This window comes from Streptomyces sp. NPDC098101 (assembly GCF_044760185.1).
Taxonomy (GTDB): domain Bacteria; phylum Actinomycetota; class Actinomycetes; order Streptomycetales; family Streptomycetaceae; genus Streptomyces.
In genome coordinates, this window is sequence record NZ_JBIWAS010000006.1 from 81,940 (window position 1) to 107,933 (window position 25,994).

At 72.9% G+C, this 25,994-nt stretch carries 22 protein-coding genes; 11 read left to right on the forward strand and 11 right to left on the reverse strand.

Going from position 1 to position 25,994, the window contains the following annotated elements; all coding sequences use genetic code 11:
• Positions 1–13 precede the first annotated feature (13 nt).
• Entirely contained in the window at positions 14–1,336 is a 1,323-nt protein-coding gene (hmgA, locus tag ACIQVI_RS25850; RefSeq protein WP_403599951.1) for a homogentisate 1,2-dioxygenase, read from the reverse strand.
• Between the two features lie 177 nt (positions 1,337–1,513).
• On the opposite strand from hmgA, the gene ACIQVI_RS25855 reads away from it, so the two are divergent.
• The 11 genes from ACIQVI_RS25855 to ACIQVI_RS25905 all read left to right on the forward strand — a co-directional run bounded on the left by ACIQVI_RS25855 (position 1,514) and on the right by ACIQVI_RS25905 (position 17,087).
• Positions 1,514–3,646, forward strand: a complete 2,133-nt coding sequence (locus tag ACIQVI_RS25855) for a right-handed parallel beta-helix repeat-containing protein (RefSeq protein ID WP_403599954.1) — start codon at positions 1,514–1,516, stop codon at positions 3,644–3,646.
• Positions 3,646–4,494: a hypothetical protein gene (locus ACIQVI_RS25860; RefSeq protein WP_403600558.1), complete on the forward strand. Its 849-nt coding sequence runs from the start codon at positions 3,646–3,648 to the stop codon at positions 4,492–4,494. The genes ACIQVI_RS25855 and ACIQVI_RS25860 overlap by 1 nt, the downstream gene beginning before the upstream one ends.
• On the forward strand, positions 4,491–5,843 hold the full coding sequence (locus ACIQVI_RS25865; protein WP_403599957.1) for a hypothetical protein: 1,353 nt from the start codon (positions 4,491–4,493) through the stop codon (positions 5,841–5,843). The genes ACIQVI_RS25860 and ACIQVI_RS25865 overlap by 4 nt, the downstream gene beginning before the upstream one ends.
• A 36-nt stretch (positions 5,844–5,879) precedes the next feature.
• Positions 5,880–6,653: a TetR family transcriptional regulator gene (locus ACIQVI_RS25870; protein ID WP_403599960.1), complete on the forward strand. Its 774-nt coding sequence runs from the start codon at positions 5,880–5,882 to the stop codon at positions 6,651–6,653.
• Between the two features lie 152 nt (positions 6,654–6,805).
• Positions 6,806–8,329, forward strand: coding sequence for a flavin-containing monooxygenase (locus tag ACIQVI_RS25875; RefSeq protein ID WP_403599963.1), 1,524 nt, complete (start codon positions 6,806–6,808; stop codon positions 8,327–8,329).
• Positions 8,330–8,520: 191 nt separating this feature from the next.
• A complete protein-coding gene (locus tag ACIQVI_RS25880; RefSeq protein WP_403599966.1) occupies positions 8,521–10,722 on the forward strand; it encodes a molybdopterin-dependent oxidoreductase in 2,202 nt (733 codons plus the stop codon).
• Positions 10,723–10,936: 214 nt separating this feature from the next.
• On the forward strand, positions 10,937–12,364 hold the full coding sequence (locus ACIQVI_RS25885) for a CitMHS family transporter (RefSeq protein ID WP_403599969.1): 1,428 nt from the start codon (positions 10,937–10,939) through the stop codon (positions 12,362–12,364).
• 170 nt (positions 12,365–12,534) lie between these two features.
• Entirely contained in the window at positions 12,535–13,236 is a 702-nt protein-coding gene (locus ACIQVI_RS25890) for a hypothetical protein (RefSeq protein WP_403599972.1), read from the forward strand.
• Between the two features lie 49 nt (positions 13,237–13,285).
• Positions 13,286–14,080, forward strand: coding sequence for a class F sortase (locus tag ACIQVI_RS25895; protein WP_403599975.1), 795 nt, complete (start codon positions 13,286–13,288; stop codon positions 14,078–14,080).
• A gap of 479 nt (positions 14,081–14,559) precedes the next feature.
• Positions 14,560–15,951: an aldehyde dehydrogenase family protein gene (locus ACIQVI_RS25900; protein WP_403599978.1), complete on the forward strand. Its 1,392-nt coding sequence runs from the start codon at positions 14,560–14,562 to the stop codon at positions 15,949–15,951.
• A 53-nt stretch (positions 15,952–16,004) separates the two neighbouring features.
• A complete protein-coding gene (locus tag ACIQVI_RS25905) occupies positions 16,005–17,087 on the forward strand; it encodes a Zn-dependent alcohol dehydrogenase (RefSeq protein ID WP_403600561.1) in 1,083 nt (360 codons plus the stop codon).
• Positions 17,088–17,100: 13 nt separating this feature from the next.
• Here ACIQVI_RS25905 and ACIQVI_RS25910 read toward each other — a convergent pair whose 3' ends face one another.
• The 10 genes from ACIQVI_RS25910 to ACIQVI_RS25955 all read right to left on the reverse strand — a co-directional run bounded on the left by ACIQVI_RS25910 (position 17,101) and on the right by ACIQVI_RS25955 (position 25,994).
• Positions 17,101–18,039 (reverse strand): PDR/VanB family oxidoreductase, encoded by a 939-nt coding sequence (locus ACIQVI_RS25910; RefSeq protein WP_403599981.1) that lies wholly within the window; start codon positions 18,037–18,039, stop codon positions 17,101–17,103.
• Between the two features lie 53 nt (positions 18,040–18,092).
• The gene (locus ACIQVI_RS25915) at positions 18,093–19,550 is read right to left on the reverse strand and encodes a purine-cytosine permease family protein (RefSeq protein WP_403599984.1); all 1,458 of its coding nucleotides are present in this window, start codon (positions 19,548–19,550) and stop codon (positions 18,093–18,095) included.
• Positions 19,547–19,867: a Rieske (2Fe-2S) protein gene (locus tag ACIQVI_RS25920; protein ID WP_403599987.1), complete on the reverse strand. Its 321-nt coding sequence runs from the start codon at positions 19,865–19,867 to the stop codon at positions 19,547–19,549. Before ACIQVI_RS25920 ends, ACIQVI_RS25915 begins: the two co-directional genes overlap by 4 nt.
• Positions 19,864–20,709 carry an iron-containing redox enzyme family protein gene (locus ACIQVI_RS25925; RefSeq protein WP_403599990.1) on the reverse strand — a complete coding sequence of 282 codons (846 nt, stop codon included), beginning with the start codon at positions 20,707–20,709 and terminating at the stop codon, positions 19,864–19,866. The genes ACIQVI_RS25920 and ACIQVI_RS25925 overlap by 4 nt, the downstream gene beginning before the upstream one ends.
• Positions 20,706–21,509 carry a dihydrodipicolinate synthase family protein gene (locus ACIQVI_RS25930; protein WP_403599993.1) on the reverse strand — a complete coding sequence of 268 codons (804 nt, stop codon included), beginning with the start codon at positions 21,507–21,509 and terminating at the stop codon, positions 20,706–20,708. Before ACIQVI_RS25930 ends, ACIQVI_RS25925 begins: the two co-directional genes overlap by 4 nt.
• Positions 21,510–21,535: 26 nt before the next feature.
• Positions 21,536–22,069 carry a DUF6190 family protein gene (locus ACIQVI_RS25935; RefSeq protein ID WP_403599996.1) on the reverse strand — a complete coding sequence of 178 codons (534 nt, stop codon included), beginning with the start codon at positions 22,067–22,069 and terminating at the stop codon, positions 21,536–21,538.
• On the reverse strand, positions 22,059–23,237 hold the full coding sequence (locus ACIQVI_RS25940; RefSeq protein WP_351973226.1) for an aminotransferase class I/II-fold pyridoxal phosphate-dependent enzyme: 1,179 nt from the start codon (positions 23,235–23,237) through the stop codon (positions 22,059–22,061). The genes ACIQVI_RS25935 and ACIQVI_RS25940 overlap by 11 nt, the downstream gene beginning before the upstream one ends.
• A gap of 220 nt (positions 23,238–23,457) precedes the next feature.
• The gene (locus ACIQVI_RS25945) at positions 23,458–24,159 is read right to left on the reverse strand and encodes a DsbA family protein (protein WP_403599999.1); all 702 of its coding nucleotides are present in this window, start codon (positions 24,157–24,159) and stop codon (positions 23,458–23,460) included.
• Between the two features lie 38 nt (positions 24,160–24,197).
• A complete protein-coding gene (locus ACIQVI_RS25950; protein WP_403600003.1) occupies positions 24,198–24,998 on the reverse strand; it encodes an MBL fold metallo-hydrolase in 801 nt (266 codons plus the stop codon).
• Between the two features lie 57 nt (positions 24,999–25,055).
• On the reverse strand, positions 25,056–25,994 hold the full coding sequence (locus tag ACIQVI_RS25955; RefSeq protein ID WP_351973521.1) for a DMT family transporter: 939 nt from the start codon (positions 25,992–25,994) through the stop codon (positions 25,056–25,058).

Genomic DNA, 25,994 nt, shown 5'->3' on the forward strand with positions numbered 1-25,994 from the left:
TACGGCCGGGACGTTACGGCCGGAAATGGCGCTCCAGACCCTGCCACACGTCGTCGTACCCCTTCTGCAGATGGTCGGCGTTCGCGGCCTGCGGGGTCGCGGTCACCGGCCAGCGGGTCTCGAACATGAAGGCCAGGCCGTCGTCGATCTTCTGCGGCTTCAGCTCGGCGGCGCTGGCCTTGTCGAAGGTCTCCCGGTCGGGGCCGTGCGCGGACATCATGTTGTGCAGCGAGCCGCCGCCGGGCACGAAACCCCCCTTTCCGGCGGTCTTGGCGTCGTACGCGCCCTCGATCAGGCCCATGTACTCGCTCATCACGTTCCGGTGGAAGTACGGCGGCCGGAAGGTGTCCTCGCCGACCAGCCAGCGCGGGGCGAAGGCCACGAAGTCCACGTTCGCCAGGCCGGGGGTGTCGGTGGGCGAGGTGAGGACCGTGAAGATCGACGGGTCGGGGTGGTCGTAGGAGATCGTCCCGATGACGTTGAAGCGGTGCAGGTCGTAGACGTACGGGGTGTGGTTGCCGTGCCAGGCGACGACGTCGAGCGGGGAGTGCCCGTACGTCGCGGACCAGAGGTTGCCGCAGTACTTGTTGACCACCTCGACCGGACCCTCGACGTCCTCGTAGGCGGCGACCGGGGCCCGGAAGTCCCGGGCGTTGGCCAGGCCGTTGGCGCCGATCGGGCCGAGGTCGGGGAGCTGGAAGGGGGCGCCGTAGTTCTCGCAGACGTAGCCGCGGGCGGTCTCGTCGAGCAGTTCGACGCGGAAGCGGACCCCGCGCGGGATCAGCGCGACCTCGCCGGGGCGGGCGGCGAGCAGGCCCAGCTCGGTGCGGAGCAGGAGGCCGCCGCGCTCGGGGACGATCAGCAGCTCGCCGTCCGCGTCGCCGAAGACCCGCTCCATGGAGGCGTTGGCGTGGTAGAGGTGCACGGCCATGCCGGTGCGCTGGGTCGCGTCGCCGTTGCCGCCGAGCGTCCACAGACCGGCCAGCCAGTCGGTGCCGGGGGCCGGGTCGGGCAGCGGGTTCCAGCGCAGCCGGTTGGGGTCGGGCACGGTCTCGGTGAAGGGGGCGCCGCGCAGCGCGCCGTTGTCGATCCGGGCGTACGGCGGGTGCGCGGCCGACGGGCGGATCCGGTAGAGCCAGGAGCGGCGGTTGTGCGACCGCGGCTCGGTGAAGGCGCTGCCGCTGAGCTGCTCGGCGTAGAGGCCGAGGGGCGCGCGCTGCGGCGAGTTGCGGCCGTGCGGCAGCGCGCCGGGGATCGCCTCCGAGCTGTGCTCGTTGCCGAAACCGGTGCTGTAGGTGAGCGCCTCGGCCGTCTTCCTGGCCTGCTCCGTGGTCATCGCCCGCTCCTGTCCTGAGCCCGCAAAAGAATCCTATGGGAGACCATAGGATTCCGCGCGGCTCGCGTCAACGGTGCGCCGGGCTGCGGCGGATGGAAGCGGCGGTGGGGAGGCGTCGCGAACCGATGCGTGCGCGAGGGGGTCAAAAAAGATGAACATTGCTCTACTCTCACGCGCATGTCCCGGACCCGAAGGTTCGTCCTCGCGCTCTCGGTCGTGCTCGCGGCGCTCGCCGCGGCCCTGTTCACCGCCCCCGGGGCCCAGGCCCACGAGGAGCGGCCCGTCACCTTCCCCGACGGCTCCGGCAGCGTGCCGAAGCTCCGCACCGGCGAACCCGACCTCCTCGTCTGCAAGACCGACCGGGCCGACTTCGCGCGCCGGATCTCCGGCTTCCCGGCCGCGCTCAAGACCCGCAACCTCGCCCTCTTCGAGCGCTGCGCGGCCTCCGGACACCGCCACCTCCAGCAGGCCGTCGACGCCGTCGACCGGCCCGGCCTCACCATCGCGATCCTCCCCGGCCGCTACGAGGAGGAACCCTCGCAGCCCCCGCCCACCGGGGCCTGCGCCTCCCTCGACGCCCCGGACTCCGCCCTCGGCTACCAGATCCTCAGCTACGAGCAGCAGCGGCAGTGTCCGCACAACCAGAACCTGGTCGCGATCCTCGGCAAGAAGGACCTCCAGATCGAGGGCACCGGAGCCTCCCGCCTCGACGTCGTCATCGACGCCAAATACCAGAAGCTCAACGCGATCCGGGCCGACGGCTCCGACGGCGTTTACTTCCGCAACTTCACCGCCCAGCGCACCACCTTCAACTCGCTGTACGTCCTGGCCGCCGACGGCTTCGTCATCGACGACGTCCTCACCCGCTGGAACGACGAGTACGGCTTCCTCACCTTCGCCTCCGACCACGGCCTCTACAAGAACTGCGAGTCCTACGGCAACGGCGACTCCGGCATCTACCCCGGCTCGGCCTCGAACATCAACGACGGCCGCGGCTACGACGTCCCCCGCTACTCCATCGAGATCACCGGCTGCCGCAGCCACCACAACATGGTCGGCTACTCCGGCACCGCCGGGGACTCGGTCTGGGTCCACGACAACGAGTTCGACCACAACATGGGCGGCGCCTCCATGGACTCCGCCTTCCCCGGCCACCCCGGCCTGCCCCAGAACCACGCCCGCTTCGAACGCAACCTGATCCACGACAACAACCAGAACTACTACCGGTACGTCGCCGACGGCACCTGCGCCAAGCCCCCCGTCGAGCGCGGCTACGAACGGGGCGTCGTCTGCCCCCAGATCTCCATGCCGCCCGGCACCGGCATCATCACCGCCGGAGGCAACTGGAACCTCTACGAGGACAACTGGGTCTACGGCCACCAGCGCACCGCCTTCTACCTCAACGCCGTCCCCGCCTTCATCCGCGGAGAATCCGCCTGGGGCAAGCAGACCGACACCTCCCACCACAACCGCTACGCCGGCAACCACCTCGGCGTCGACCGCTCGGGCGCCTCCCGCCCCAACCGCACCGACGTCTGGTGGGACGGCCAGGGCGGCGGCAACTGCTGGCAGGCCGACGCCGGCGCCACCAGCCCCGGCGCCCCGCCCGAGTGCGGCGCCCGGCGCGGCGAGGTCTCCGGCACCGCCGACCGCCTCGTCGGCGAACCCGTCAAACTCGCCCAGCTCCTCGTCTGCGCCGACTACGACGTCCAGGCCCGCCGCCTCCCGGCCGGCTGCGACTGGTACGGCGCCCGGGGCCTCCAGCGCGTCGAGACCCAGCTCGCCCTCGGCACCGCCCTCGTCCTCGCCCTCACCGGCGGCGCCCTGTGGTGGCGACGGCTCCGCGGCTCCCGCCTCGCGGGCGCGGCCACCCTCGTCGGCCTCGCGGGCCTCGCCCTGGACGTGGCCGGCTCGACCCTCGCCCTCACCCCGACCGCCGTCCCGGCCCTCGCGCTGCTGCTCACCGGCGTCTGGTGGACCCTGCTCGGCCTCACCCTGCGCCCCACCCGCCCCGCCTTCGCCCTGACCACCCTGACCCTCGGCGCCCTCACCCTCCTCGACGCCTTCGACAAGGCGGTCCTCATGATCCCCGGCATCCCCGTGAGCCCCGCCTGGCTCCGCCTCCTCCTCGGCGTCGTCTGGATCCTCTGGGCGGTGGTGGCGGCGGGTGCGCGCCCTTCGACCGGAGAGCCGGTCGAACCCGGGAGTGTTTCCGCCCCCACCCGTACTTCCGCCACCGGCCCCGGCCCCGGCCCCGTGGGCCCACAGGCCCCTGATGTCCGCCCGCAGCACGGGGAGGGGTCCGCGTGATGCGCACCGCCGGGGCACCGCCCCTCGGGCGCCGGTTCGGTGGGCTCTGTCTGGTGTTCGTCCTGGCCGCCGCGCCGGTCCTCCCGGGCTGCGGTGGCCGGGCCACCACCCACCACAAGCCCGGCACCAGCCATCAGGAGGCCACTGGCGGCAGCGGCACCCTGCTGCCGGCCCGGGACGAGGCCGGGCACCGGCTCCGGGAGCTTCCCACGGCGGAAGCGCCCGCCGTCCGGGCCGAGGTCCGCCCCGATTCCGAGGGCGGCTGGAACGTCCACCTCACCGTGGAGAGGTTCCTCTTCACCCCGGAGAGCACCGGCGGCGCGGCCGTCCCCGGCCGGGGCCACGCCCGCCTCCTGGTCGACGGCCGCGAGACCGGCCGCCTCTACGGCCCCTGGGGGTACGTACCGCCCGGCGCCCGCACCCTGACCGTCCGGCTCCACGCGGACGACCACACCGTCTGGGCCGCCGACGGCGCTCCCGTCCAGGCCACCGTCCCCCTGGCCGGAGCCTCCGTCTCCTCCATCCCCTCCGTTCCACCGAGCTCCCGCCCAGCCGAGTCCACCGCCCCGGCCGAGCCCGCCGGGGCCGAGCGGACCGTCACCCTCACCATCACCGGCAAGACCGTCCAACCACCTCCCTCCCGCATCGAGTTGAAGAAGGGCGAACGGCTCACCCTCCGCGTCACCAGCGACCGCGACGACACCCTCCACGTCCACGGCTACGACCGTGAACTGCCGCTCGCGGCCGGCACGCCCGCCGCCCTCACCCTCACCGTGGACCGCACCGGCCTCTTCGAGGTCGAGACGCACGATTCCGGACTCGTGCTGACCCAACTCGTCGTCCGATGACCACGGCCCTCGCCCACTCCCTCACCTCCGTCCACTCCCTCCCGGCCCTCGCCCAGGCCCCCGCTCATGCCCACGCCACAGCGTTCCCCCTTCCGCTCGCCCACGGCGTGGGCTCCCAGCACGACCTCCCCCTCTCCCCCTTCTATGCCTACGTCGGCGCCTTCACCGCGCTCCTCGTCTCCTTCCTCGCCCTGGGCCTGCTCTGGTCCTCCTCCCGCTTCCGGGGCGACCTGGCCGGACGCCCGCTCCCCGCCGCCCTCCAACGGGCCGCCGACGCCCCGTCCACCCGTACCGCGCTCCGGCTCCTCGGCGCCGCCGTCGCCCTCTTCTTCCTCCTCCACCTCCTCCTCGGCCCGGACGACCCGGACCGCAACCCCGCCCCCGGCGCCCTCTACGTCCTCCTCTGGGTCGGACTCGTCCCCGCCTCCCTCCTGTTCGGTCCCGTCTGGCGCCTGCTCAACCCCCTGCGCGCCCTCCTCGCCCTCCACCCGCCGCGGAACCCCCGCCCGCTGCCCGCCGCCCTCGGCATCCGCCCCGCCGCCGCGGGTCTCCTCCTCTTCACCTGGCTCGAACTCGTCGCCCCCGACAACACCTCCCGCACCACCCTCCTGACCGCCCTCGCCCTCCACCTCGGCGTCCAGCTCCTGGGCGCCGCCCGCTACGGCGACCGCTGGTTCGCCCACGCCGACCCCTTCGAGGTGTACTCCTCCCTCCTCGCCCGGCTCTCCCCACTCGGCCGCCGCGCGGACGGCCGACTGGTCCTGCGCTCCCCGCTCGACGGCCTCGACTCCACCCCCCAACTCCCCGGCCTCGTCGCCACCGTCTGCGTGCTCCTCGGCTCCACCGCCTACGACGGCCTCTCCGACAACCCCCGCTGGATCACCACCCTCCAGACCTCACCCCTCGGCCCCGTCCCCACCGCCACGCTCGGTCTCCTCGCCGCCGTGGCCCTCGCCGCCGCCTGCTACGGCCTCTGCGCCGGCGCCCTGCGTCTCATGGACCGCGAACTCACCACCCCCCTCACCTCCTTCGCCCACTCCCTGCTGCCCATCGCCCTCGGCTATCTCACTGCCCACTACTTCTCGCTCTTAGTCACTGAATTTTCACGCACCGTAATCATGGCGGGGGGTACTGACAACGCCCCCGAGCCCGCTCCGCCCCTGAGTCCCGGCGGCCTCGCGACCCTCCAGGTCGCCGCCGTCGTCACCGGCCACGTCCTCGGCGTCGTCGCGGCCCACGACCGGTCCGTGCACCTCTTCCCACCCGCCCGGGCCGTCGCCGGGCAACTCCCCCTGTTCCTGCTGATGATCGCGTACACCCTCGGAGGCATCGGCCTGCTCGTCGCCTGAGGCCCCGGCTTCGCCCTTCTCCGCCGGAGCGGCATCATGGACCCCGTGCCCCAGACCCGCCCCCAGACCGCTCCGGCGCTCCGCCGCGCCCCCGTGCAGCAGCGCAGTGCCGAGCGGCTCGCCCGGATCCTCGACGCCTGCGCCGTGCTCCTCGACGAGACCGGGTACGAGCGGCTGAGCACCCGGGCCGTCGCCGCCCGCGCCGGTGTCCCCATCGGCTCCGTCTACCGCTTCTTCGGCAACAAGCGGGCGATGGTCGCGGCCCTCGCCCTCCGCAACCTCGACCGGTACGTCGAGCGGGTCTCCGAGCGTCTCGCCGCGACGCCGCTCCTCGACGCGTACGGGGCCATCGACGGCGTCCTCGACGAGTTCATCGCGATGAAGCGGACCGTCCCGGGCTTCGCGCTCGTCGACTTTGGCGTGCCCGCCGCCGCGCCGGGGGAGGCCTCCGGCCGTACCGCCGAGGACGGTGCCGACGCGGACCCGAGTGACGGCGCGGACTCGCACGATGGCACAGATCCGAGTGAGGGCGCGGACTCGAGTGACGGCACGGACCCGGGCGACGGCGTGGACCCGCGCGACGAGGTCGAGGATCCCAACCGGCTCGTCGCCGAGCGGATCTGCGGGCTCCTCGCCGCCCATCTGGGCCGTCCCGCCGACGAGGAGCTGCACCGGAAGGTGCTCGTCGGTGTCGAGACCGCCGACGCCCTCGTCCGGCTCGCCTTCCGCACGGACCCCGCCGGGGATCCGGCGCTCGTCGACGAGACCCGGCTCCTCCTCTACGCCTACCTGGCGCCCTCCCTCTCGTAGGGGCCACCGTTTCCCTGCGCGGGGCGGTCCCCGGCCCGGTCTCCTTCGCGCCGGTGGAGGACTGCGAGAGCGACCGGCGCTCGCCTCCGCCCTCCACCTCCGCCCCCGCCCGTCCGTCCTCTCGTCCGTCCCGTCGTCTGGAGCTGTCGTCCATGCCCGCCTCCTCGGCCCCGCCCGCCGCCGAACACCTCGACGTCCTGGTCATCGGCGCCGGGATCTCCGGCATCGGGGCCGGTCGCTGGCTGAAGACCGAGCTGCCGTCGAAGAGCTTCGCGATCCTGGAGGCCCGGGCCGCCTCCGGCGGGACCTGGGACCTGTTCCGCTACCCGGGCATCCGGTCCGACTCGGACCTGCACACCTTCGGCTACGCGTTCAAGCCGTGGCGGGACGAGGAGGCCATCGCCACCGGGCCCCGGATCCTGTCGTACCTGCGCGAGACCGTGGCCGAGAACGGGCTGGACGCCCACATCCGCCACCACCACAAGGTGCTTTCCGTATCCTGGTCGAGCGACCGGGCGCGGTGGACGGTGCACGTCGAACGCGCCGACACCGGCGAGCGGACGACGCTGACGTGCTCCTGGCTGTTCTGCGCGGGCGGCTACTACCGCTACGACCAGGGGTTCACCCCGCACTTCGAGGGCCGGGAGCGCTTCCGCGGCACGATCGTGCACCCGCAGCACTGGCCCGAGGACCTCGACCACGCCGGAAAGCGGGTGGTGGTGATCGGCAGCGGCGCCACCGCGGTCACGCTGCTGCCCGCCATGGCCGAGACCGCCGCGCACGTGACGATGCTCCAGCGGACCCCGTCGTACGTCATGCCGGTGTCGAGGAAGGACGTGATCGCCAACGCCCTGAAGAAGTACCTCGGGCAGGAGCGGGGCTACGCGCTGACCCGGCGGAAGAACATCGCCCGGCAACGCTTCTTCTGGGCCTTCTGCCGCCGGTGGCCGAAGACCGCGCGCCGGATCATCCGGCGGGTCAACGTCGGGCAGCTGCCCGACGGCTACCCGGTCGACGAGCACTTCAACCCGCCGTACGACCCCTGGGACCAGCGTCTGTGCGCCGTGCCCGACGGGGACCTGTTCAAGGCCCTCCGCGCCGGGAAGGCCTCGGTCGTCACCGACCGGATCGCCACCTTCACCGAGAACGGGATACGGCTGAAGTCCGGCCGCGAACTGGAGGCCGACGTCGTCGTCACCGCGACCGGTCTGAACGTGCAGGCGTTCGGCGGCGTGCGGATCATCGTCGACGGCGAGGAGATCCGCCCCTCCGACACCGTCGCCTACAAGGGCGTGATGCTCTCCGGGGTGCCCAACCTGGTCTTCTCGATCGGCTACACCAACAGCTCCTGGACGCTGAAGGTCGGCCTGCTGTGCGAGCACTTCTGTCGGCTCCTCGCCCACATGGACGCCTCCGGCCACGACGTCTGCCGGCCCGAACCCGCCGATCCGGCGATGCCGACCCGGCCGTTCCTCGACTTCGGCGCCGGCTACATCCGGCGCGGGGTCGACCAACTGCCCCGGCAGGGCGACCGGATGCCGTGGCTGACCTCGATGGACTACCACTCGGACGTCAAACTGCTCCGCACCGACAGCCTGCTCGACCCGGAGCTGCGCTTCACCCGCGCCGGGGTCGTTCGCGCCGCTACGACGACGGCGGCGACGGCCTCCCGGTAGGCGAGGCGAGCGCGACGACTCCCGGCGATCCCGAACGCCCCGGCCCCCAATACGCCGGTCCCGAACGCGCCGGTCCCGATACGCCCGTCCCGAACGCCCCCATCCACCCCTCCGGCGACCTCCCGCACGACCCTCCCCACCGTCCCTACCGGTCGGTATGCTCGGGCTCCCGACGCCCCCAGGGAGACGCCATGTCCACCGCCCTGCGCATCTGCCCCCTCTGCGAAGCGACCTGCGGACTGACCCTCACGCTCGAAGGGACCCGGGTCACCGGGGCGCGCGGCGACCGCGACGACGTCTTCAGCCAGGGGTTCATCTGCCCCAAGGGCGCCGCGTTCCCCGAGGTCGACGCCGACCCGGACCGGCTCCGCCGCCCCATGGTCCGGAAGGACGGCGAACTCCGGGAGGTCGGCTGGGCCGAGGCGTTCGACACGATCGCCGCCCGAATCCGTCCGATCGTCGAGGAGTACGGGCCGGACGCGGTGGGTATCGTCCTGGGCAACCCCAATGTGCACACGATCGCCGGAGCCCTCTACCCACCCCTGCTCGTCGGCGCGCTGCGCACCAGGAACCTCTTCACGGCGTCCACGCTCGACCAGATGCCCAAGCACGTGTCCAGCGGCCTGCTCTTCGGGGACCCCCTCGCCGTCCCCGTGCCGGACCTGGACCGCACCGACCACCTGCTGATGCTCGGAGCCAACCCCCTGGACTCCAACGGCAGCCTGTGCACCGCCCCCGACTTCCCCGGCCGGCTCAAGGCGCTCCGCCGGCGCGGCGGCACCCTCACCGTCGTCGACCCCCGGCGCACCCGCACCGCCCGCCTCGCCGACCGGCACGTCGCGATCCGCCCCGGCGCCGACGCGCTGCTCCTCGCCGCCCTCGTCCACACCCTCTTCGCGGAGGACCTCACCGACCTCGGACCGCTCGCCGCCCACGTCGAGGGCGTCGAGGAGGTACGGGCCGCGGTACGGGAGTTCAGCCCCGAGGCGGTCGCCGCCGCCTGCGACGTGGACGCTGCCACCATCCGCGCCCTCGCCCGGGAACTCGCCGCCGCGCCCACCGCCGCCGTCTACGGGCGGATGGGCAGCTCCACCGTGGCGTACGGCACCCTCGCCAACTGGCTGGTCGACGTCCTCAACGTCCTCACCGGCAACCTCGACCGGCCCGGCGGCGCGCTCTTCCCGCTCTCCGCCACCGCGCCCGCCCCGCGCCCCGCGGGACCCGGCAAGGGCTTCGCCCTCGGCCGCCGGCACAGCCGGGTCTCGCACCACCCCGAGGCCAAGGGAGAGCTGCCGCTGGTCGCGCTCGCCGAGGAGATCGAGACCCCGGGGGAGGGGCGCGTCCGGGCCCTCCTCACCATCGCCGCCAACCCCGTCCTGTCCGCCCCCGACGGAGACCGCCTCGACGCGGCCCTCGGCTCCCTCGACCTGATGGTCGCCGTCGACCCGTACCTCAACGAGACCACCCGCCACGCCGACGTCCTGCTGCCCCCGCCCCCGCCCTCCCGGAGCGCCCACTTCGACTTCGCCTTCAACGGGTTCGCCGTCCGCGACCAGGTCCGCCACACCCCGGCGGCCGTTCCCCTGGAAGCGGACCGGATGGACGAGTGCGAGATCCACGCCCGGCTGATCCTCGCCGTCTCCGGGGCCCACGGCTCACCGCCCTCCGCCGTGGACGACCTCGCCATCCGCGGCACCCTCGCCAAGGCCGTGACGCAGGAGCACTCGCCGGCGTACGGCGCCGACCCCGAGGAGTTCGCCGCCCGGCTCACCGGGGACACCGGGGCCGAGCGGCGGCTCGACCTGATGCTGCGGCTCGGCCCGTACGGGCTCACCCTCGACGAGCTGAAGGCGCACCCGCACGGCATCGACCTCGGCCCGCTCAAGCCCCGGCTGCCCGGGCTCCTCAAGACCCGCAGCGGGCGGATCGAGCTTCTGCCCGCGCCGCTCGCCGCCGACCTGCCCCGGCTGCGCGCCGCGCTCGACGCCGTACCCGACCCGGACGTCCTCCGGCTCGTCGGGCGCAGGCACCTGCGCTCGAACAACAGCTGGCTGCACAACACCCCCGCGCTCGGCGGCGGCTCGAACCGCTGCACCCTCCAGGTGCACCCCCGGGACGCGGACCGGCTGCGGCTGGCCGACGGCGGGCTCGCCCGGGTCAAGGGGGAGGGCGGTGAGCTGGAGGTGCCGGTCGAGGTCACCGAAGGGGTGCGCCCCGGCGTGGTGAGCCTTCCGCACGGTTGGGGCCACGACCGGGCGGGCACCCGGCTCGCCGTGGCGTCCGCCCGGCCCGGTGTCAACGTCAACCAGTTGCTCGACGGGTCGCGGATCGACCCCCTCTCCGGGACCGCCGTGCTCAACGGCTTCCCCGTCGAGGTGTCGCCCCTGCCGTGACCCGGAGTGCCATTCCGCTGGAGTCCCATCCCGCCGGAGTGTCACCCCGCCGTAGTGCCGACCCGCCGTGACCCCGAGTCGCACCCCTGTATTGACCTGGGGTTTTGCTCGTATTGCTCACGCGTCAACACCTTGTTAACGGCGGAAGGGGGCACCTACCGTCATCCGGACCGCCGCTCGGCGGCAGTTCAAGGGTGAACGTGAGGTGTCCTCCATGCTGACCGTCCTCGGCTTCGCCATGATCGCGACCTTCCTGGTCCTGATCATGACGAAGAAGATGTCGCCGATCGCGGCGCTCGTGCTGATCCCCGCGCTCTTCTGCGTCGCGGTCGGGCAGGGCGCCCGGCTCGGTGACTACGTCATCGAAGGCGTCGGCAACCTGGCGCCGACGGCCGCGATGCTGATGTTCGCGATCGTCTACTTCGGGGTCATGATCGACGTCGGCCTCTTCGACCCGATCGTCCGCGCCATCCTGCGCTTCTGCAAGGCCGACCCCGTGCGGATCGTGGTGGGGACGGCGGTGCTCGCCGCGATCGTCTCCCTGGACGGCGACGGCTCCACCACCTTCATGATCACCGTCTCGGCGATGTATCCGCTCTACAAGCGGCTCGGGATGAGCCTGGTCGTCATGACGGGCGTCGCCGCCACGGCCAACGGCGTCATGAACACCCTGCCCTGGGGCGGCCCCACCGCCCGCGCCGCGACCGCCCTGAAGCTGGACGCCTCCGACATCTTCGTGCCGATGATCCCCGCGCTCGGCACGGGCCTGCTCTTCGTCTTCGTCCTCGCGTACGTCCTCGGCCGCCGCGAGCGCAAGCGCATCGGTTACCTCACGCTCGACGAGGCCCTGGTGCCGGAGGCCGACGCGGTGCTGGTCAAGGCCGGTGGCGGCAGCGTCGGTGGCAGTGGCAGTGGCAGCGGCGGCAAAAGCGCGGTCGGGTCTGCGGGCACGACCGGTGCCGGTGCCGGTGCCGGTGCGGGGGAGGGGAGCGGGGACGGGTTCCAGGGGCTCGATCCGAACCGTGCCATGCTCCGTCCCCGGCTGTACTGGTTCAACGCCGGTCTGACGGTCGCGCTGCTCACCGCGATGATCCTCGAACTGCTGCCGATCCCGGTGCTGTTCCTCCTCGGCGCCGCCCTCGCGCTCACCGTCAACTACCCGAACATGGCCGAGCAGAAGGCCCGTATCGCCGCCCACGCCGACAACGTCCTCAACGTCTCCGGGATGGTCTTCGCCGCCGCCGTCTTCACCGGCGTCCTCACCGGTACGGGCATGGTCAAGCACATGGCGGACTGGCTCGTCGGCGCGATCCCCGAGGGCCTGGGGCCGCACATGGGCCTGGTCACCGGTGTGCTGAGCCTCCCGCTCACCTACTTCATGTCGAACGACGGCTTCTACTTCGGCGTGCTGCCGGTCCTCGCGGAGGCGGGCGCGGCCCACGGGGTGTCGCCCGTGGAGATCGCCCGGGCGTCCATCGCGGGCCAGGCGCTGCACATGTCGAGCCCACTGGTCCCGGCGGTGTACGTGCTCGTGGGCATGGCGAAGGTGGAGTTCGGCGACCACACCAGGTTCACGGTGAAGTGGGCCGCGCTGACGTCACTGGTCGTGCTGGCGGCGGCGATCCTCTTCGGAATCGTCTGAAAACCCGGGCCGGACGAAGCTCCAGGTCCGGCGGGTCCGGCGGCCTCTGAGCCGGACGGGCGACTCGGAGATCGACACACGCATGTCGCTACCCTCCGCAGTCATGTGATGACGGATAGTCGGATTATCGGTTGAAACACCCGACCTGTCCTTTCCTGGAGGAATCCGCAATGCCCGCTCGCGCTCTCCGCCCCCTCGCCGCCACCCTCGCGGCCACGGCCGCCTTCGGCGGTTTCGCCCTCGCCGGCGCCCCGGCCGCGTTCGCCGCACCCGGCGACAACGGGGACATCAAGGTCCACAAGGTCGGCACCCCCTACGGGGACCTGAACGACGAGGCGAGGGTCTGCAAGTTCTACCTCGCGGCCTTCAACTTCGACATCCTCCAGGAGGTCAGCTGGGAGATCACCCCCCAGCCGCCCCGCCCGGAGGTCCCCACCCTCAGCGGCCGCGTCGCCCTCAACACCGGTATGGGACACACCAACCCGCTGACGCTGCCCGAGGGGCAGTACCGGGTCACCTGGACCTTCCCGGGCGCGACCCCCACCGGCAAGCAGAAGGTCTTCACGGTCGACTGCCACAACAACGGGCAGGGCGGACGGCCGGGCAACGGCCAGAACAACGGCAACAACGGCTCCGGCAACAACTGGTCCGGCAACGACAGCAACAGCGGCAGCAACAGCAACTGGTCCGGCAACGGCCAGGGCCGGCCCCCGCAGGGCCCGGTGGGCGCGGGCGGCGGCGGCGTCGAGCTCGCCGCCTCCGAGGACTCCTCCGCCTTCGGCGTCGGTGCCGCCGTCGCCGCCGGTCTCGCCGGCACGGCCGGACTGGTCATGATCCGCCGCTCGCGCCGCCGCAACGATGGCGCCGCGTAGGTCCCGCATCCCGCGCAGGCGACGGCGCCTGTTCCGGCTCGCCAGGACCATGACGGTGCTCGTGGTCCTGGTGGTCGGAGGCTTCTGGTGGGCGGGCGACGAAGAGCCCGCCGCCCCGCCCCTCGCCGCCGCCCCGGCCGCTTCCGACGGAGCCGGGGCGGCGGGGGCGGGAACGGGGGCGGTCGCGGCGGCCGGAGCGCCGGCCGCGCTGGACCACAAGGCGAAACCCGAGGCCCCGCCGGAGAACGCGCCCCCACCGGAGCGCGCTCCCTCCCCGAAGGCCGCGCCCCCGCAGGAGGGCAAGGCCTCCCCGAAGGCCGCCCCCTCCCCGAAGGCCGCACCCCGGCCGAAGGACGCATCCGGTGCGCCCGCGCCGCTTCCCCGCTCGCGTCCCACCACCGTCGCCGTCCCGGCCATCACCATCGAGGCCCCCGTCATCGACCTCGGCCTCGACGCCAAGGGGCAGCTCGCCGCCCCGCCCGTCGACGACCCCCGGGTCGTCGGCTGGTACGCCAAGGGCACCACGCCGGGCGAGCGCGGGACCGCCGTCGTCGTCGGTCACCGCGACACCCGCACCGGGCCCGCGGTCTTCCTCAACCTCGGCGTGCTCAACCCCGGCAACACCGTCCGGATCGCCCGCGCCGACGGCAAGGTGGCCGTCTTCACGGTCGACCGCGTCAAGACGTACGCCAAGGACGACTTCCCCGACAAGGAGGTGTACGGCGCCACCGGGCGGCCCGAACTGCGGCTTCTCACCTGCGGCGGAGCCTTCGACCGCAAGACGGGTTACGAGGCGAACATCGTCGTCTTCGCCCACCTCACCGACATCGCCCAGAAGATCTGACGTCCCGGGACGCCGCGCCCTCCCCGCGCCGCGGCACCGGAACGTCCGGCCGACGGATCCCAGCCGCTCCGTCGGCCCCCACCCGCCGCGTCCGGCGGGCCGCGCCACCCGGCGCGCGCCCCGCCGGACGCGGCGGCACGTCCGGACGACACGCGAGAGACAGACACGGCGAGAGACAGGCACGGCGAGAGGCGGGCGCGCGCCGCGTCGCAAGGCGGAACGGCCCGTTTCCGGCGCCCACGCCTGTCCGGTCCCACCGTGGACGGCGCCCGGTCCGGGACGGCACGATCGACTCCGTACCGGAACCCCAATCGACTCCGTACCGGAACCCCGAACGGCTCCGTACCGAAGCCCCCGGGCCGGGCCGGGCCGGTCCCGGTACTGAGACCCGGGGCACCCCCCGCCACCCTGGCGCCGGAAAACTAACGGCGCTAGTTTGGGTGGGCGACGAACCCGTCGGTAACGTGAGGAGACAGCGGATGAAGGCGCACGACGCGATGTACATCGGCGGGGAATGGCGCCCCGCCTCCTCCACGGACACCATCCCCGTGGTCAACCCGGCGGACGAGCAGGTCATCGGCCACGTCCCGGCCGGCACCGCCGAGGACGTCGACGCCGCCGTACGCGCCGCCCGCGCCGCGCTGCCCGGCTGGGCCGCCACCCCGCCCGCCGAGCGCGCCGCCCGCATCGCCGCCCTGCGCGACGCGCTCGCCGCCCGCGCGGAGGAGATCGCCGCCACCGTCACCGCCGAGCTCGGCGCCCCGCCGCAGTTCGCCGCCGCCGTCCACGCCGGACTGCCGATCGCCGTCGCCGGCACGTACGCCGAACTCGCCGCCACCCACCCCTTCGAGGAGAAGGTCGGCAACTCCACCGTCTACGCCGAGCCGGTCGGCGTCGTCGCCGCGATCACCCCCTGGAACTACCCGCTCCACCAGATCGTCGCCAAGGTCGCCCCGGCCCTCGCCGCCGGCTGCACCACCGTCCTCAAGCCCGCCGAGGACACCCCGCTCACCGCGCAGCTCTTCGCGGAGGCCGTCCACGAGGCGGGCCTGCCCGCCGGCGTCTTCAACCTGGTCACCGGCCTCGGCCCGGTCGCGGGACAGGCGCTCGCCGAGCACCCGGACGTCGACCTCGTCTCCTTCACCGGCTCCACCGCCGTCGGCCGCCGCATCGGCGCCCTCGCGGGCGGCGCGGTCAAGCGGGTCGCCCTCGAACTCGGCGGCAAGTCCGCCAACGTCATCCTGCCGAGCGCCGACCTGCCCAAGGCCGTCGCCGTCGGCGTCGCCAACGTCATGTCCAACTCCGGCCAGACGTGCAGCGCCTGGACCCGGATGCTGATCCCCGCCGACCGGTACGAGGAGGCCGTGGCGCTCGCCGCCGAGGCCGTCGCCAAGTACGTCCCCGGCGAGCGCGTCGGCCCGCTGGTCAACGCCAAGCAGCGGGAGCGCGTCCGCGGCTACATCGAGAAGGGCGTCGAGGAGGGCGCCCGGCTCGTCGCCGGCGGCCCCGAGGCCCCCCGCGAGACCGGCTACTACGTCTCCCCGACCGTCTTCGCCGACGTCACCCCGGACATGACCATCGCGCAGGAGGAGATCTTCGGCCCGGTCGTCTCGCTCATGAAGTACGAGGACGAGGAGGAGGCCCTCGCCCTCGCCAACGGCACCGTCTACGGCCTCGCCGGGGCCGTCTGGGGCGACCCGGACGAGGCCGTCGCCTTCGCCCGCCGCATGGAGACCGGCCAGGTCGACATCAACGGCGGCCGCTTCAACCCGCTGGCCCCCTTCGGCGGTTACAAGCAGTCCGGCGTCGGCCGGGAGCTCGGCGCGCACGGCCTCGCCGAGTACCTCCAGACCAAGTCCCTGCAGTTCTGAGCCGCTTTCCTGCCCCGCCGCAGTCCGAGCCCCGAGGAGCACCGCACGTGAGCCTGATCCGCGCCGCCGTCCTGCCCGCCGTCGGCGCTCCGCTGGAGATAACCGACATCGAGCTCCCGGAGCCCGGCCCCGGCCAGGTCCGGGTCCGCCTCGCCGCCGCCGGAGTGTGCCACTCCGACCTCTCCCTCTCCAACGGCACCATGCGCGTACCGGTCCCGGCCGTCCTCGGCCACGAGGGCTCCGGCACCGTCGTCTCCGTCGGCGAGGGCGTCGCGCACGTCGCCCCCGGCGACGAGGTCGTCCTCAACTGGGCGCCCTCCTGCGGCAGCTGCCACCCCTGCTCCCTCGGGGAGGTCTGGCTCTGCGCCGACGCCCTGACCGGCGCGGCCAACCTCCATGCCCGCACCCAGGACGGCACCGAACTCCACCCCGGGCTCAACGTCGCCGCCTTCGCCGAGGAGACGGTCGTCGCCGCCCGCTGCGTCCTGCCCGTGCCCGCCGGCGTGCCGCTCGCCGACGCCGCCCTGCTCGGCTGCGCCGTCCTCACCGGCTGGGGCGCGGTCCACCACTCCGCCCGGGTCCGCGAGGGCGAGACCGTCGCGGTGTACGGCGTCGGCGGCGTGGGCCTCGCCGCGCTCCAGGCCGCCCGGATCGCGGGCGCGTCGACGATCGTCGCCGTGGACGTCTCCCCGGAGAAGGAGGCGCTCGCGCGGGCGGCCGGGGCCACCGAGTACGTCGTCGCCTCCGACACCACGGCGAAGGACATCAGGAGGCTGACCGGCGGGCAGGGCGTCGACGTGGCCGTGGAGTGCGTGGGCCGCGCCGTCACCATCCGCACCGCCTGGGAGTCCACCCGGCGCGGCGGCCGGACCACGGTCGTCGGCATCGGCGGCAAGGACCAGCAGGTCACCTTCAACGCCCTGGAGATCTTCCACTGGGGCCGCACCCTGACCGGCTGCGTCTACGGCAACTCGAACCCGGCCGAGGACCTGCCGGTCCTCGCCGGGCACATCCGGGCCGGACGGTTCGACCTGGGCTCCCTCGTCACCGAGCGGATCACCCTGGACGGCATCCCCGGCGCCTTCGACAACATGCTCGCGGGCAAGGGCGGCCGGGCCCTGGTCGTCTTCCCCTGAGCGTTCCGGGCCGTCACAGGTCCAGGGTGAGGCGTGGGCCGCGCGAGCGGCCCACGCAGATCATCATCGAGGCCCCCGCCGCCCTCTCCTCCTCGCCGAGGACCGAGTCGTGGTGCTCGGGCGTTCCCGCGAGTACCTTCGTCTCGCAGGTGCCGCACCAGCCCTCCTCGCAGGAGTACGCCACACCCGGCACCACCTCCCGCACGGCGTCGAGCAGGCTCCGCCCCGGCTCCACCCGGACCGTCCGGCCGCTCCGGCGCAGCTCCACCTCGAAACCGCCACCGGAGTCCGACGCCGGCACGGCCGCCGGCGGGGCCGCCGGCGGGGCCCCGAACCGCTCCGTGTGCAGCGGCCCCGGCCAGCGCTCCTCGACCGCCCGCAGCAGCCCCTCCGGACCGCAGCAGTAGACGGCCGTCGACGGGGGCAACTCCCCGAGGGCGGCGTCCAGGTCGAGGAGTCCGGCCGTGTCCTGCGGCACCAGCGTCACCCCGGGCAGCCCCGTCAGCTCCTCGCGGTACGCCATCGACGCCAGGCTCCGGCCCCCGTACAGCAGGGACCAGGAGTCCGGCGGCAGGGAGCGGAGCATCGGAAGGAGCGGGGTGATGCCGATGCCGCCCGCCACGAACAGGTACCGCTCGGCGGGCACCAGCGGGAAGCGGTTGAACGGCCCCCGCACCCCGAGGACCGTCCCCGGTCCCACGGAGGCGTGGACCTCCTCCGAACCGCCCCGGCCCGCCGGCTCCCGCAGCACCCCGAGCCGGTAGGTGCCCCGGTCGCCCGGGTCGCCGCACAGCGAGTAGTGCCGGACCGTCCCGGAGGGCAGGACGACCTCCAGGTGCGCGCCGGGCTCCCACGGGGCCAGATCGGCGCCCGAGGGGTCGGCGAGCAGGAGACCCAGGACGCCCTCGGCCTCCCGGACGACCGACCGGACCGTCAGCCGGAACACGGACATGCGACACCTCGAAGCTCGGAACGGAGGGGAGGGGGAAGGGGACGCGTACGGGATCAGCGCGCGGCGCCCGCCGCCGGAGGGAGCAGCGGCTCCGGCCACACCCGGCAGAGCGCCCCGTACAGCACCGCCGCGACCGTGAAGGAGGCCGGCAGGCTCAGGTCGACGCCGCCCGTGAGGAGGGCCAACGGACCCACGTACAAGGGGTTGTTGACCCACAGCACCCCGACGGCGGTGCCCGCCGCGAAGGCCGTGGCGGCCCGCGGGTTGACCCCGCGCACGTACCAGTACCGCCCGCCCCCGCCCGTGGTGAAGGAGCGCAGCGCCTCCGCGTCGTACCGGCCCCGGTGGAGCCCGTACCCGACGAAGAGCACCGCCGCCCACGGGGCGACGACGGTGAGCAGCAGCGTCACGAACGCCGACATCGCGTCCATGGCGTCGTACACCACCGCCCCCAGGTACAGCACGGCCCCGGCGAGCAGCGCGACCACCGCGGTCACCGCCGCCCGCGAGGAGCGCCAGAACACCGAGTTGGCGGAGAGGCCCGCCGCGTACAGGCAGAGCCCGGCCTGCGGCAGGGTGCCCGCGAAGCCGAAGAGCACCACCGCCACCGCGAACCAGCCGGGCACCGCGTCCGTCAGGCCCTGGAGCCACGGCTCGTCGGGCACCGGGAAGAGGGTCGTCACGTATGCGCCGGTGAGCAGCGCGGCGAGGCTGCTGAGGAACATGGACACGCCGCTGGCCCGGGCCACCCGCCCCGGCCGGGCGGAGGCCGGCATGAAGCGGGTGTAGTCGCCCTGGAAGGTGGCGTAGGACAGCGGCACGGTCGCGGAGGCGGTCGCCGCCAGCAGCCAGGTGTGCGGGACGCCGTCCAGGGCGAGCGGACCGCCGCCGTACCCCGGGTCGAACCTGGGCGCCAGGACGAGGACGGTGCCGAGCAGCACCGCCCCGCCGGTGACGGCGGTGATCCGGTACGTGCGGACGAGCGCCTCGTGGCCGCGCACGGCGACCAGCGCGACCGCCGCCGCCGTCACGAACATGGCGACGGTCAGCGCCCCCGGGCCCGTCGGGGTCGACAGCAGCCGGTGCCCCGCCACCATGACGGCGGTGCCGCCGGTCCACACGGCGATGGCGAAGAAGCCGAGCGCGGTCACCACCGTGAGGACGTTGCCGACAACCCTGCCCCGCACCCCGAAGTGCGCCCCGCTGGACACCGGGTCGTTGGTGCCGGTGCGGACGCCGAACCGGGCCAGCGGCGCGAGCAGCGCCGTCCCGACGGCGACGCCCACCGCGATCGCGCTCGCCGAGGCCCACCAGCCGAGGCCGAAGACCACGGGCAGCGCGCCGAGCACGACCGTGCCGAACGAGAACTGCGCGGACGGCCAGATCCAGCCGAAGTCGGCCGGGGACGAGGTGCGTTCGGCCTCGGGCACGGGCGCGACGCCGTCGTGTCCGGCCGCGGCCGCACGGGGCGGCGCCGCGACGGGCGCCGCCCCGGTCGGTGTGGTGGTCACGGGGCGCCTCCGGAGGAAGGGACGGGAGCGGTGACGTCCTGACCCGGCAGGACGTCGACCACCCGGAGGGCGGCGCAGGCCGCCCCCGAGAGCCGCTCCCCGCTCGTCAGGTCGAAGGTCGTGTGGTGCAGGGGGCAGGTGATGCGCAGCCTGTCCCCGTCGACCCTGCCGTACTTGAGCCGGCCCCCGCGGTGCGGGCAGACGGCGGCCGCGAGGACCTTCCGGCCGCCGGTCTCGACCAGGACGAGGTCCTCGGTCACCTGGCGGACGGCCGGCTCCTCGCCCTCCCGCCGCCGCCCGACGGGCACGGCCGTCATGCGACGGCCTCCCGCGCCCGGGCCACGGCCGCCTCCGTGGCCGTGCCGACGATGTCGGAGGCCAGCCGCACGCCCGCCCAGATCTTCGCGAGGTCCGGCTCCTCCAGCGCGCGGATCGCCGTCCGCATGTGACCGCTGTGGTAGGAGTCGATGTAGAGGTGCTCGGTGTAGTAGGCGTCGTTCCTGATCCCGAGCCGCCCGGCCGCCCGCGCGAAGCTCTGGAAGGCGTACAGGACGCTGGTCTCGAAGTAGGCGTACGCGCCCAGGAAGTACTGGGGCGAGGCCGCCCGGCTCGCCAGCCAGTGGAACATGTTGACGTACGCGTAGCACTCGGGGACCGTCTCGTCGAGGTAGTCCTCCGGGCGCAGGCTCAGGCCGAGCTCGGTCAGCAGGTCCCGGTAGAGCTGGGAGTGCGCCTTCTCCTCGTTGCCGCAGCCGAGTTCGTCGATGAGGACCCGGAAGACCGCCATCGCCGAGCGGTACGGCAGCCGGGGCACGACCGGCAGCAGGGACTCGGACTCGGTGAGCCCGTCGAGGGCGAACTGCCGGACCACGGTGGTGAACTGTTCGAGGGTGGCGTGCTCGGCGAGGAAGGTGGCGCTCTCGGGGAGCGCGGCCTCCTCCTCGGCGAGGAAGTCCTTGAGCGCGCCGAGGAGTTCGCCGGGCGAGCCGAAGCGGGGCGCGGACGCCTCGTAGGCCCGTGCCTTGGGCAGGATCCACCGCTCCTCGATCGCGGTCATCGACGCGTAGTCGCCGGGGCTGGGCACCCGCCGGTAGAGGGCGTGCAGCTCGCGCTGGGCGGTCGCGAGGAGGGTGGGGGAGGCCGACGGACCGCCGCTCATGCCGCCCTCGCCTCCTCGTGGGTGGTGGGCGAGGAGATCACGCCGCGCTCGTGCAGCTCCTTCTTGACCCAGCGGTACCAGTCGTCCCGGAAGACGCCGTACCGCTCGCAGACGGCGTTGAGCTCCGCCTGCCGCTCCGGGGAGGGGTCGACCAGCATCGCGTTGCACAGGGCGGGTTCGAGGTTGGCCAGCGGGCCGATGAAGCCGTCGACGCCGCGGACGTCGGCGAGGAGGTTCTCCCAGCCCTCGAAGACCGGGACGCCGGTGCCGGACTCGGCCGTCTTCCGGGTGAAGGCGGCGTCGCCGCTCGACTCCTTGATGCCGACGATCCCGGGGATCTCGCAGATCCGCAGCAGGGTGTCGAACTCGATGCGGTTGCCGGACAGTGCCTCCTCGTTGTAGAGGAAGACCGGTATGTCGAGGGCGGCCCGGATGGCCCGGTAGTGGTCGACGATCGCGTCCTGCGTCACGTCGGCGCCGAACGGGGTGGTGACCACGACGGCGTCGACGCCGAGCTCGACGGCCGTACGGGCCCGCTCGATCACCGAGGCGGTGTCGGGGAGCTGGATGCCGGCGAGGACGGGCAGTCCGCCGGCGTGTCTCACGGTGTACGCGACGACGTCCCGCCACTGCCGGGCGTCGAGCTTCCAGCCCTCGCCGGAGGTCAGGGCGGGCATGAGGCCGGTGACCTCGGCGCGGACGTGGTCCAGGAGGCGGGCGACGCTCCGCTCGTCGACGGTGCCGTGCTCGTCGAGGGGGGTGATCAGCGGGACGATCGTCCCGGAGTAGGTGCCAGGCATGGAAGGGGGGCCTTTCCGAGGTCTGTTCAGAGGGTGTCGGAGGCGACCGTCAGCACCAGCGACCGCTGGTAGAGGTCCTCCAGGTACGCGGGGAACGCCGGCTCCCCGTCGGGGGAGGGGGCGCCCGCCGGGACGAGCGGTGCGACGGGCAGGCCGGTCGTCCGGAGCAGCCGGGGGCTCGCCGTGTGCAGCGTGCCCCCGCGGTGGACGACCTGGGCGAGCAGCAGCCGCTCGTGGGCGGGCAGGCCGTCCAGCTCGGGCGCGGTGAAGGCCCGGCGGACGTCCGCCTCCTCGTAGCCGATCCGCTCGACGGCGAGGTCGGTGTGGAGGACGTCCATGAAGGGGTAGTACGCGTCCTGCGTCTTCCGGTCGTAGCCCCACACGAGGTCGTCGCAGCGGCCGACCTGCTCCCAGCTCATGAGGACCCGTCCGGCCTCCCCGGCGGCGACCCGGCCGGCGAAGAAGGCCTTGGCGGCGGTCCGGACGGCGTCGTCCTCGCTGTGCATCCCCATGAAGAGGGCGGCGTCCACGAAGGTCGGTGCTTCGGTGTCAGGCCGCATGACGCTCCAGCACCTTCCGCATCCGCTCCATGGCGCCGGCGAACACCTCGGGCTCGCGGGCCAGGGCCAGCCGGACGTACCGCTCGCCCTTCTCCTTGCTGTTCCAGTAGAAGAAGGTGCCCGGCAGGACATACACCTCCTCGTCGAAGAGGAGGGCCTGGAGCCGGGTGGCGGTCAGGTGCTCCGGCTTGATCCGGAACCAGGCGACGCTGGTGCCGACGACCGGCTCCTGGAACTCCAGGACCGTGCCGTCGAGGGCGGCGCGGGCGGCCTCGGCGTTGGTGGTGATGATGTCGCGGACGGAGGCGAAGCCGTCGGTGATGGAGTCCTCGACGTACTGCGTGACCATGTTGAGGACGAAGGGCGAGACGTTCAGGAGGACGCTGGTGTGGAGGTTGTAGACCTCCTCCTGGATGTCCCGGCTGGCGGTGATCATGGCGCACTTGGCGTCCTGGATCGGCCAGGTCTTCCCGGTGTCCTCCATGACCATGTACGTGACGCCGGACTCCTCCAGGAGCCCGTAGACGTCCACCCGGCCGATGCCCTCGTCGCACAGGGCGAAGGACGCGAAGCAGAAGTCCATCACCAGGACCTTGCCGTGGTCCACGCAGTAGCGGACGACCTCGCGGAAGCCCTCCAGCTTCTCGGCGAGCAGGGTGAAGCCGGTGGGGTTGTTCGGGTCGACCAGGTAGATCGCGTCCGCGTGGACCTCCTCGGCCAGCCGGTCGTAGATCGCGTCCTTGTCGTGCAGCACCGACTCGTCCACCGGGCCGAGCGGCACCTGCATGTTGCGCAGCAGGTCCACGAGGTTGTCGAAGCAGGGCTCGACCAGCTGCACGGACATGCCGCGCTGCTTGAGGAACATGCCGGCGACCATGGTCGAGACGCTGGCGGAGTACGACAGGAGCGTGCGGTCCATGGCGCGGGCGGTCGGCTGCCGGTGCAGCCGGAAGAAGGCGTCCAGGAACTGGCGCTCGAAGTGGGCCTGCTGCTTCGACTCGGACTCGTGCCACAGCTCGGGGAGCCGGGAGACGATCCGCTCCTGGGAGGCGGACTGGCGCTGGTGGGTGTGCGCGTCGGCCAGGTTGAACCGGGTCTTCAGGGCTTCGATCTCGTGCTGGGTGAGGTCGACGAACGTGCTGACGTCTGCCTTGTCGGTCAACGACATGAAGAACTCCCGCTGTCGATGCGAATCTGCGTCCGGAATTCCGGCGGCGGGGACGACTGTAGGAGCTTCGAGCGTCCTTGCGAATAACGGCCGGGTCACGCAATTAATAATCACCGCGATGTTCTGGAGGCGAAAAAAAGGTACGACGGCGAGGCATTTCTCGATGAGAAATGCCTCGCCGTCGTACCTGGTATTCAGCCGGTTATGGCAGCGGCAAGAGCTATTCGGTGGCGGCCTGGAGCAGGATGTCCTCGTACACCTTCGGGTCGTCGGAGGCGATCACCGGCCAGCCGATGCCGTACGCGCCCTCCCAGCCCACGTCGATGCCGGGGTTGGCGTGGTCGGAGCCGTCGGGCAGGAAGAGGTGGGGGCTGCAGTTGACCCGGTCGGTCCGGGAGAGCGCGGCCTGGTCCGCGAGGGCCCGGCGGGCCCTGCCGTCGTCCAGTGCCTCCGCGAGGGCGTCGACGTCCACCGCGCCGGTGTCCGCGGCCACGTCCAGGATCACCTTCCGGTGGCTGATGCACCGCGACTCGGCCCAGAAGGCCCGGCGCAGCCCGAGGTCGAGCAGCTCCGAGGCGCGCAGGCCCTGCTCCTTCGCGGCGAGGACCGCCTCCAGGGCCGGCAGCGTCGTCGAGGGGTACAGCCAGTCCTTGGCCTGCCACAGCTGCCAGCCGGCTTCCGGCTCCAGACTGGCCATGCGGGCCACCTCGCTGTCCGTGCCGGGGCGCGGGCTCGGGGCGTCGTTCAGCAGTTCCAGCGGGAAGGCGCGCAGGTCGAAGGAGACCTGCTCCTCCAGGCCGAGCCGGGCCCGGGTGGTGTGCAGCCGGTGGACGGCGATGTGCGCGAAGGAACACCAGATGTCGGAGAAGACGGTGACGACTCCGCGCGGCGGGGTCGGATCGGTGAGGGCGGGGTCGGGCATGGTTCTCCTCGGTTCGTGTGCGGGCCGGGCGGAGGGGCTCAGCCGGTGAGGGACTCGTGGGCGTCGAGCGCCGCCTCCAGGTCGAGGTCGGCGCCGGGCAGCCAGGCGGGCAGGGCGGGGATGCGGGCCATGGCGTCGAAGAGCCGGGGCACGGCGTCCCCGCGCACGGTCGGCCCGTGGGCGCTCAGCAGGCGCACGGGCCGCAGGGCGGCGAGCTCGCGCACCGGCCGGAGGAACTTCGCCTCGTCGACCAGCGCGGTCCAGGGGGCTATCGCCCGGTTCAGGACCTCGAATCCGTGGAAGAACTCCTCCTCGGCGAGGTCGGTGAATTCCTGGCCGATCTCCTCCACGACGGTCCCGAAACTGTCGGAGCTGTAGAGCGTGCCGTCGGAGTGGTCGAACACGGCGAGTGTCCCGGGTGAATCGAACGTGGGCGGCCGGTGAAAACTCAGCTCGCGGTCACCGATTTTCATCCGGTTTCCCGGATTCGCGGTCACCAGGCGGTCCTGCGGAATGCCGAACTCTTCGGATATGCGCGTCACCGATATCGCGTTGGCCAGCACCTTCGCGTGCGGCGCGGTGTCCAGGACGCGGGCGAGGGCACCGGTGTGGTCGCGGTCGTCGTGGGTGACGACGATCCAGCGCAGGTCGACGGGGTCGATCAGGGACCAGAGGGAGTCCAGGAAGCCCTCCCGGTCGACGGGCATACCGGTGTCCACGAGGACCGGCTGTCCGGACCGCAGGAGGAAGGCGTTCACCGGCTGGTCGCCGAGGCCGGGTATGGGCAGGGCCGAGGGGAGGACGTGGAGGTCCGGCCCGGCGGTGTACGACGCTTTCATGACGCACCTTTCGTGACGCGCCTCTCACGGCGCACCTTCTGCGACGCGGGCCCGGGATCAGACGAGCTGGATGGTCAGGGAGCCGGCGATCAGCAGGGCGAGGCCCAGGGCGCGCGGCGTGGTGAGGGAGCGCTGCGGGAGCTTGAACAGGCCCTTGTGGTCGATGAGGGCGGAGGTCAGCTGCTGGCCCGTCACGGTCAGGGCGATGGTCACCGCCGCGCCGATGGACGGGATGAGCAGGAAGGTGCCGGTGACGTAGGCGGCGGCGCAGGCGCCACCGAGCCAGCCCCACCAGGGCATCTTCTTCAGCGGGGCGATCTTGGGCTTCGGGGTGCGCCGGGTCGCGTAGAGCACGAGCAGGACGACGGCGATGGTGAAGGTCGCCACGGCGAAGCTGATCACCGCGACGGTGAGGGGCTCCTTGAGCTGGGCGCGCAACTGGGCGTTGACCGCGCCCTGGACCGGCAGCACGCCGCCGGCCACGATGCCGAGGGCCAGCCAGCCGACGCGCCCGGCGCTCGACATCGCGGGCGCGCCGGCGGGGGCCGCGGCCTTCATGCCCCGGATGATCACCACGATGCCCGCGAGGACCGCCACGGCGCCCAGGACGATGCCGACGCTGAGGTCCTTGCGCTCCAGGCCGAGGAGGCCGAAGAGGTCGAGCGCGAGCGAGGCGAACATCTGCCCGGTGACGAAGAGTCCGACGGCGGCGAGGGCGCCGAGCCGGGGGAAGAGCAGGATGCCGCTGGTGATGTAGAGCGGGCTGGCGAGGCCGCCGAGCAGCTGCCAGGGCTCGACGTCCGGCAGCTTGCCGAGCGCGCCGAGCGCGCCGGCCACCACCGCGAGGACGACCAGCAGGCCGGTCGCGACGCCGAGCTGGATGGTCGAGGCGCCGTAGGGGGTGCCGACGGCCGAGTTGAGCTGGAGGTTCACCGAGGCCTGGACGGCCAGGAGGCAGCCGACCAGCAGGGCCGCGGCGAGGAGCGCGGTGTGCAT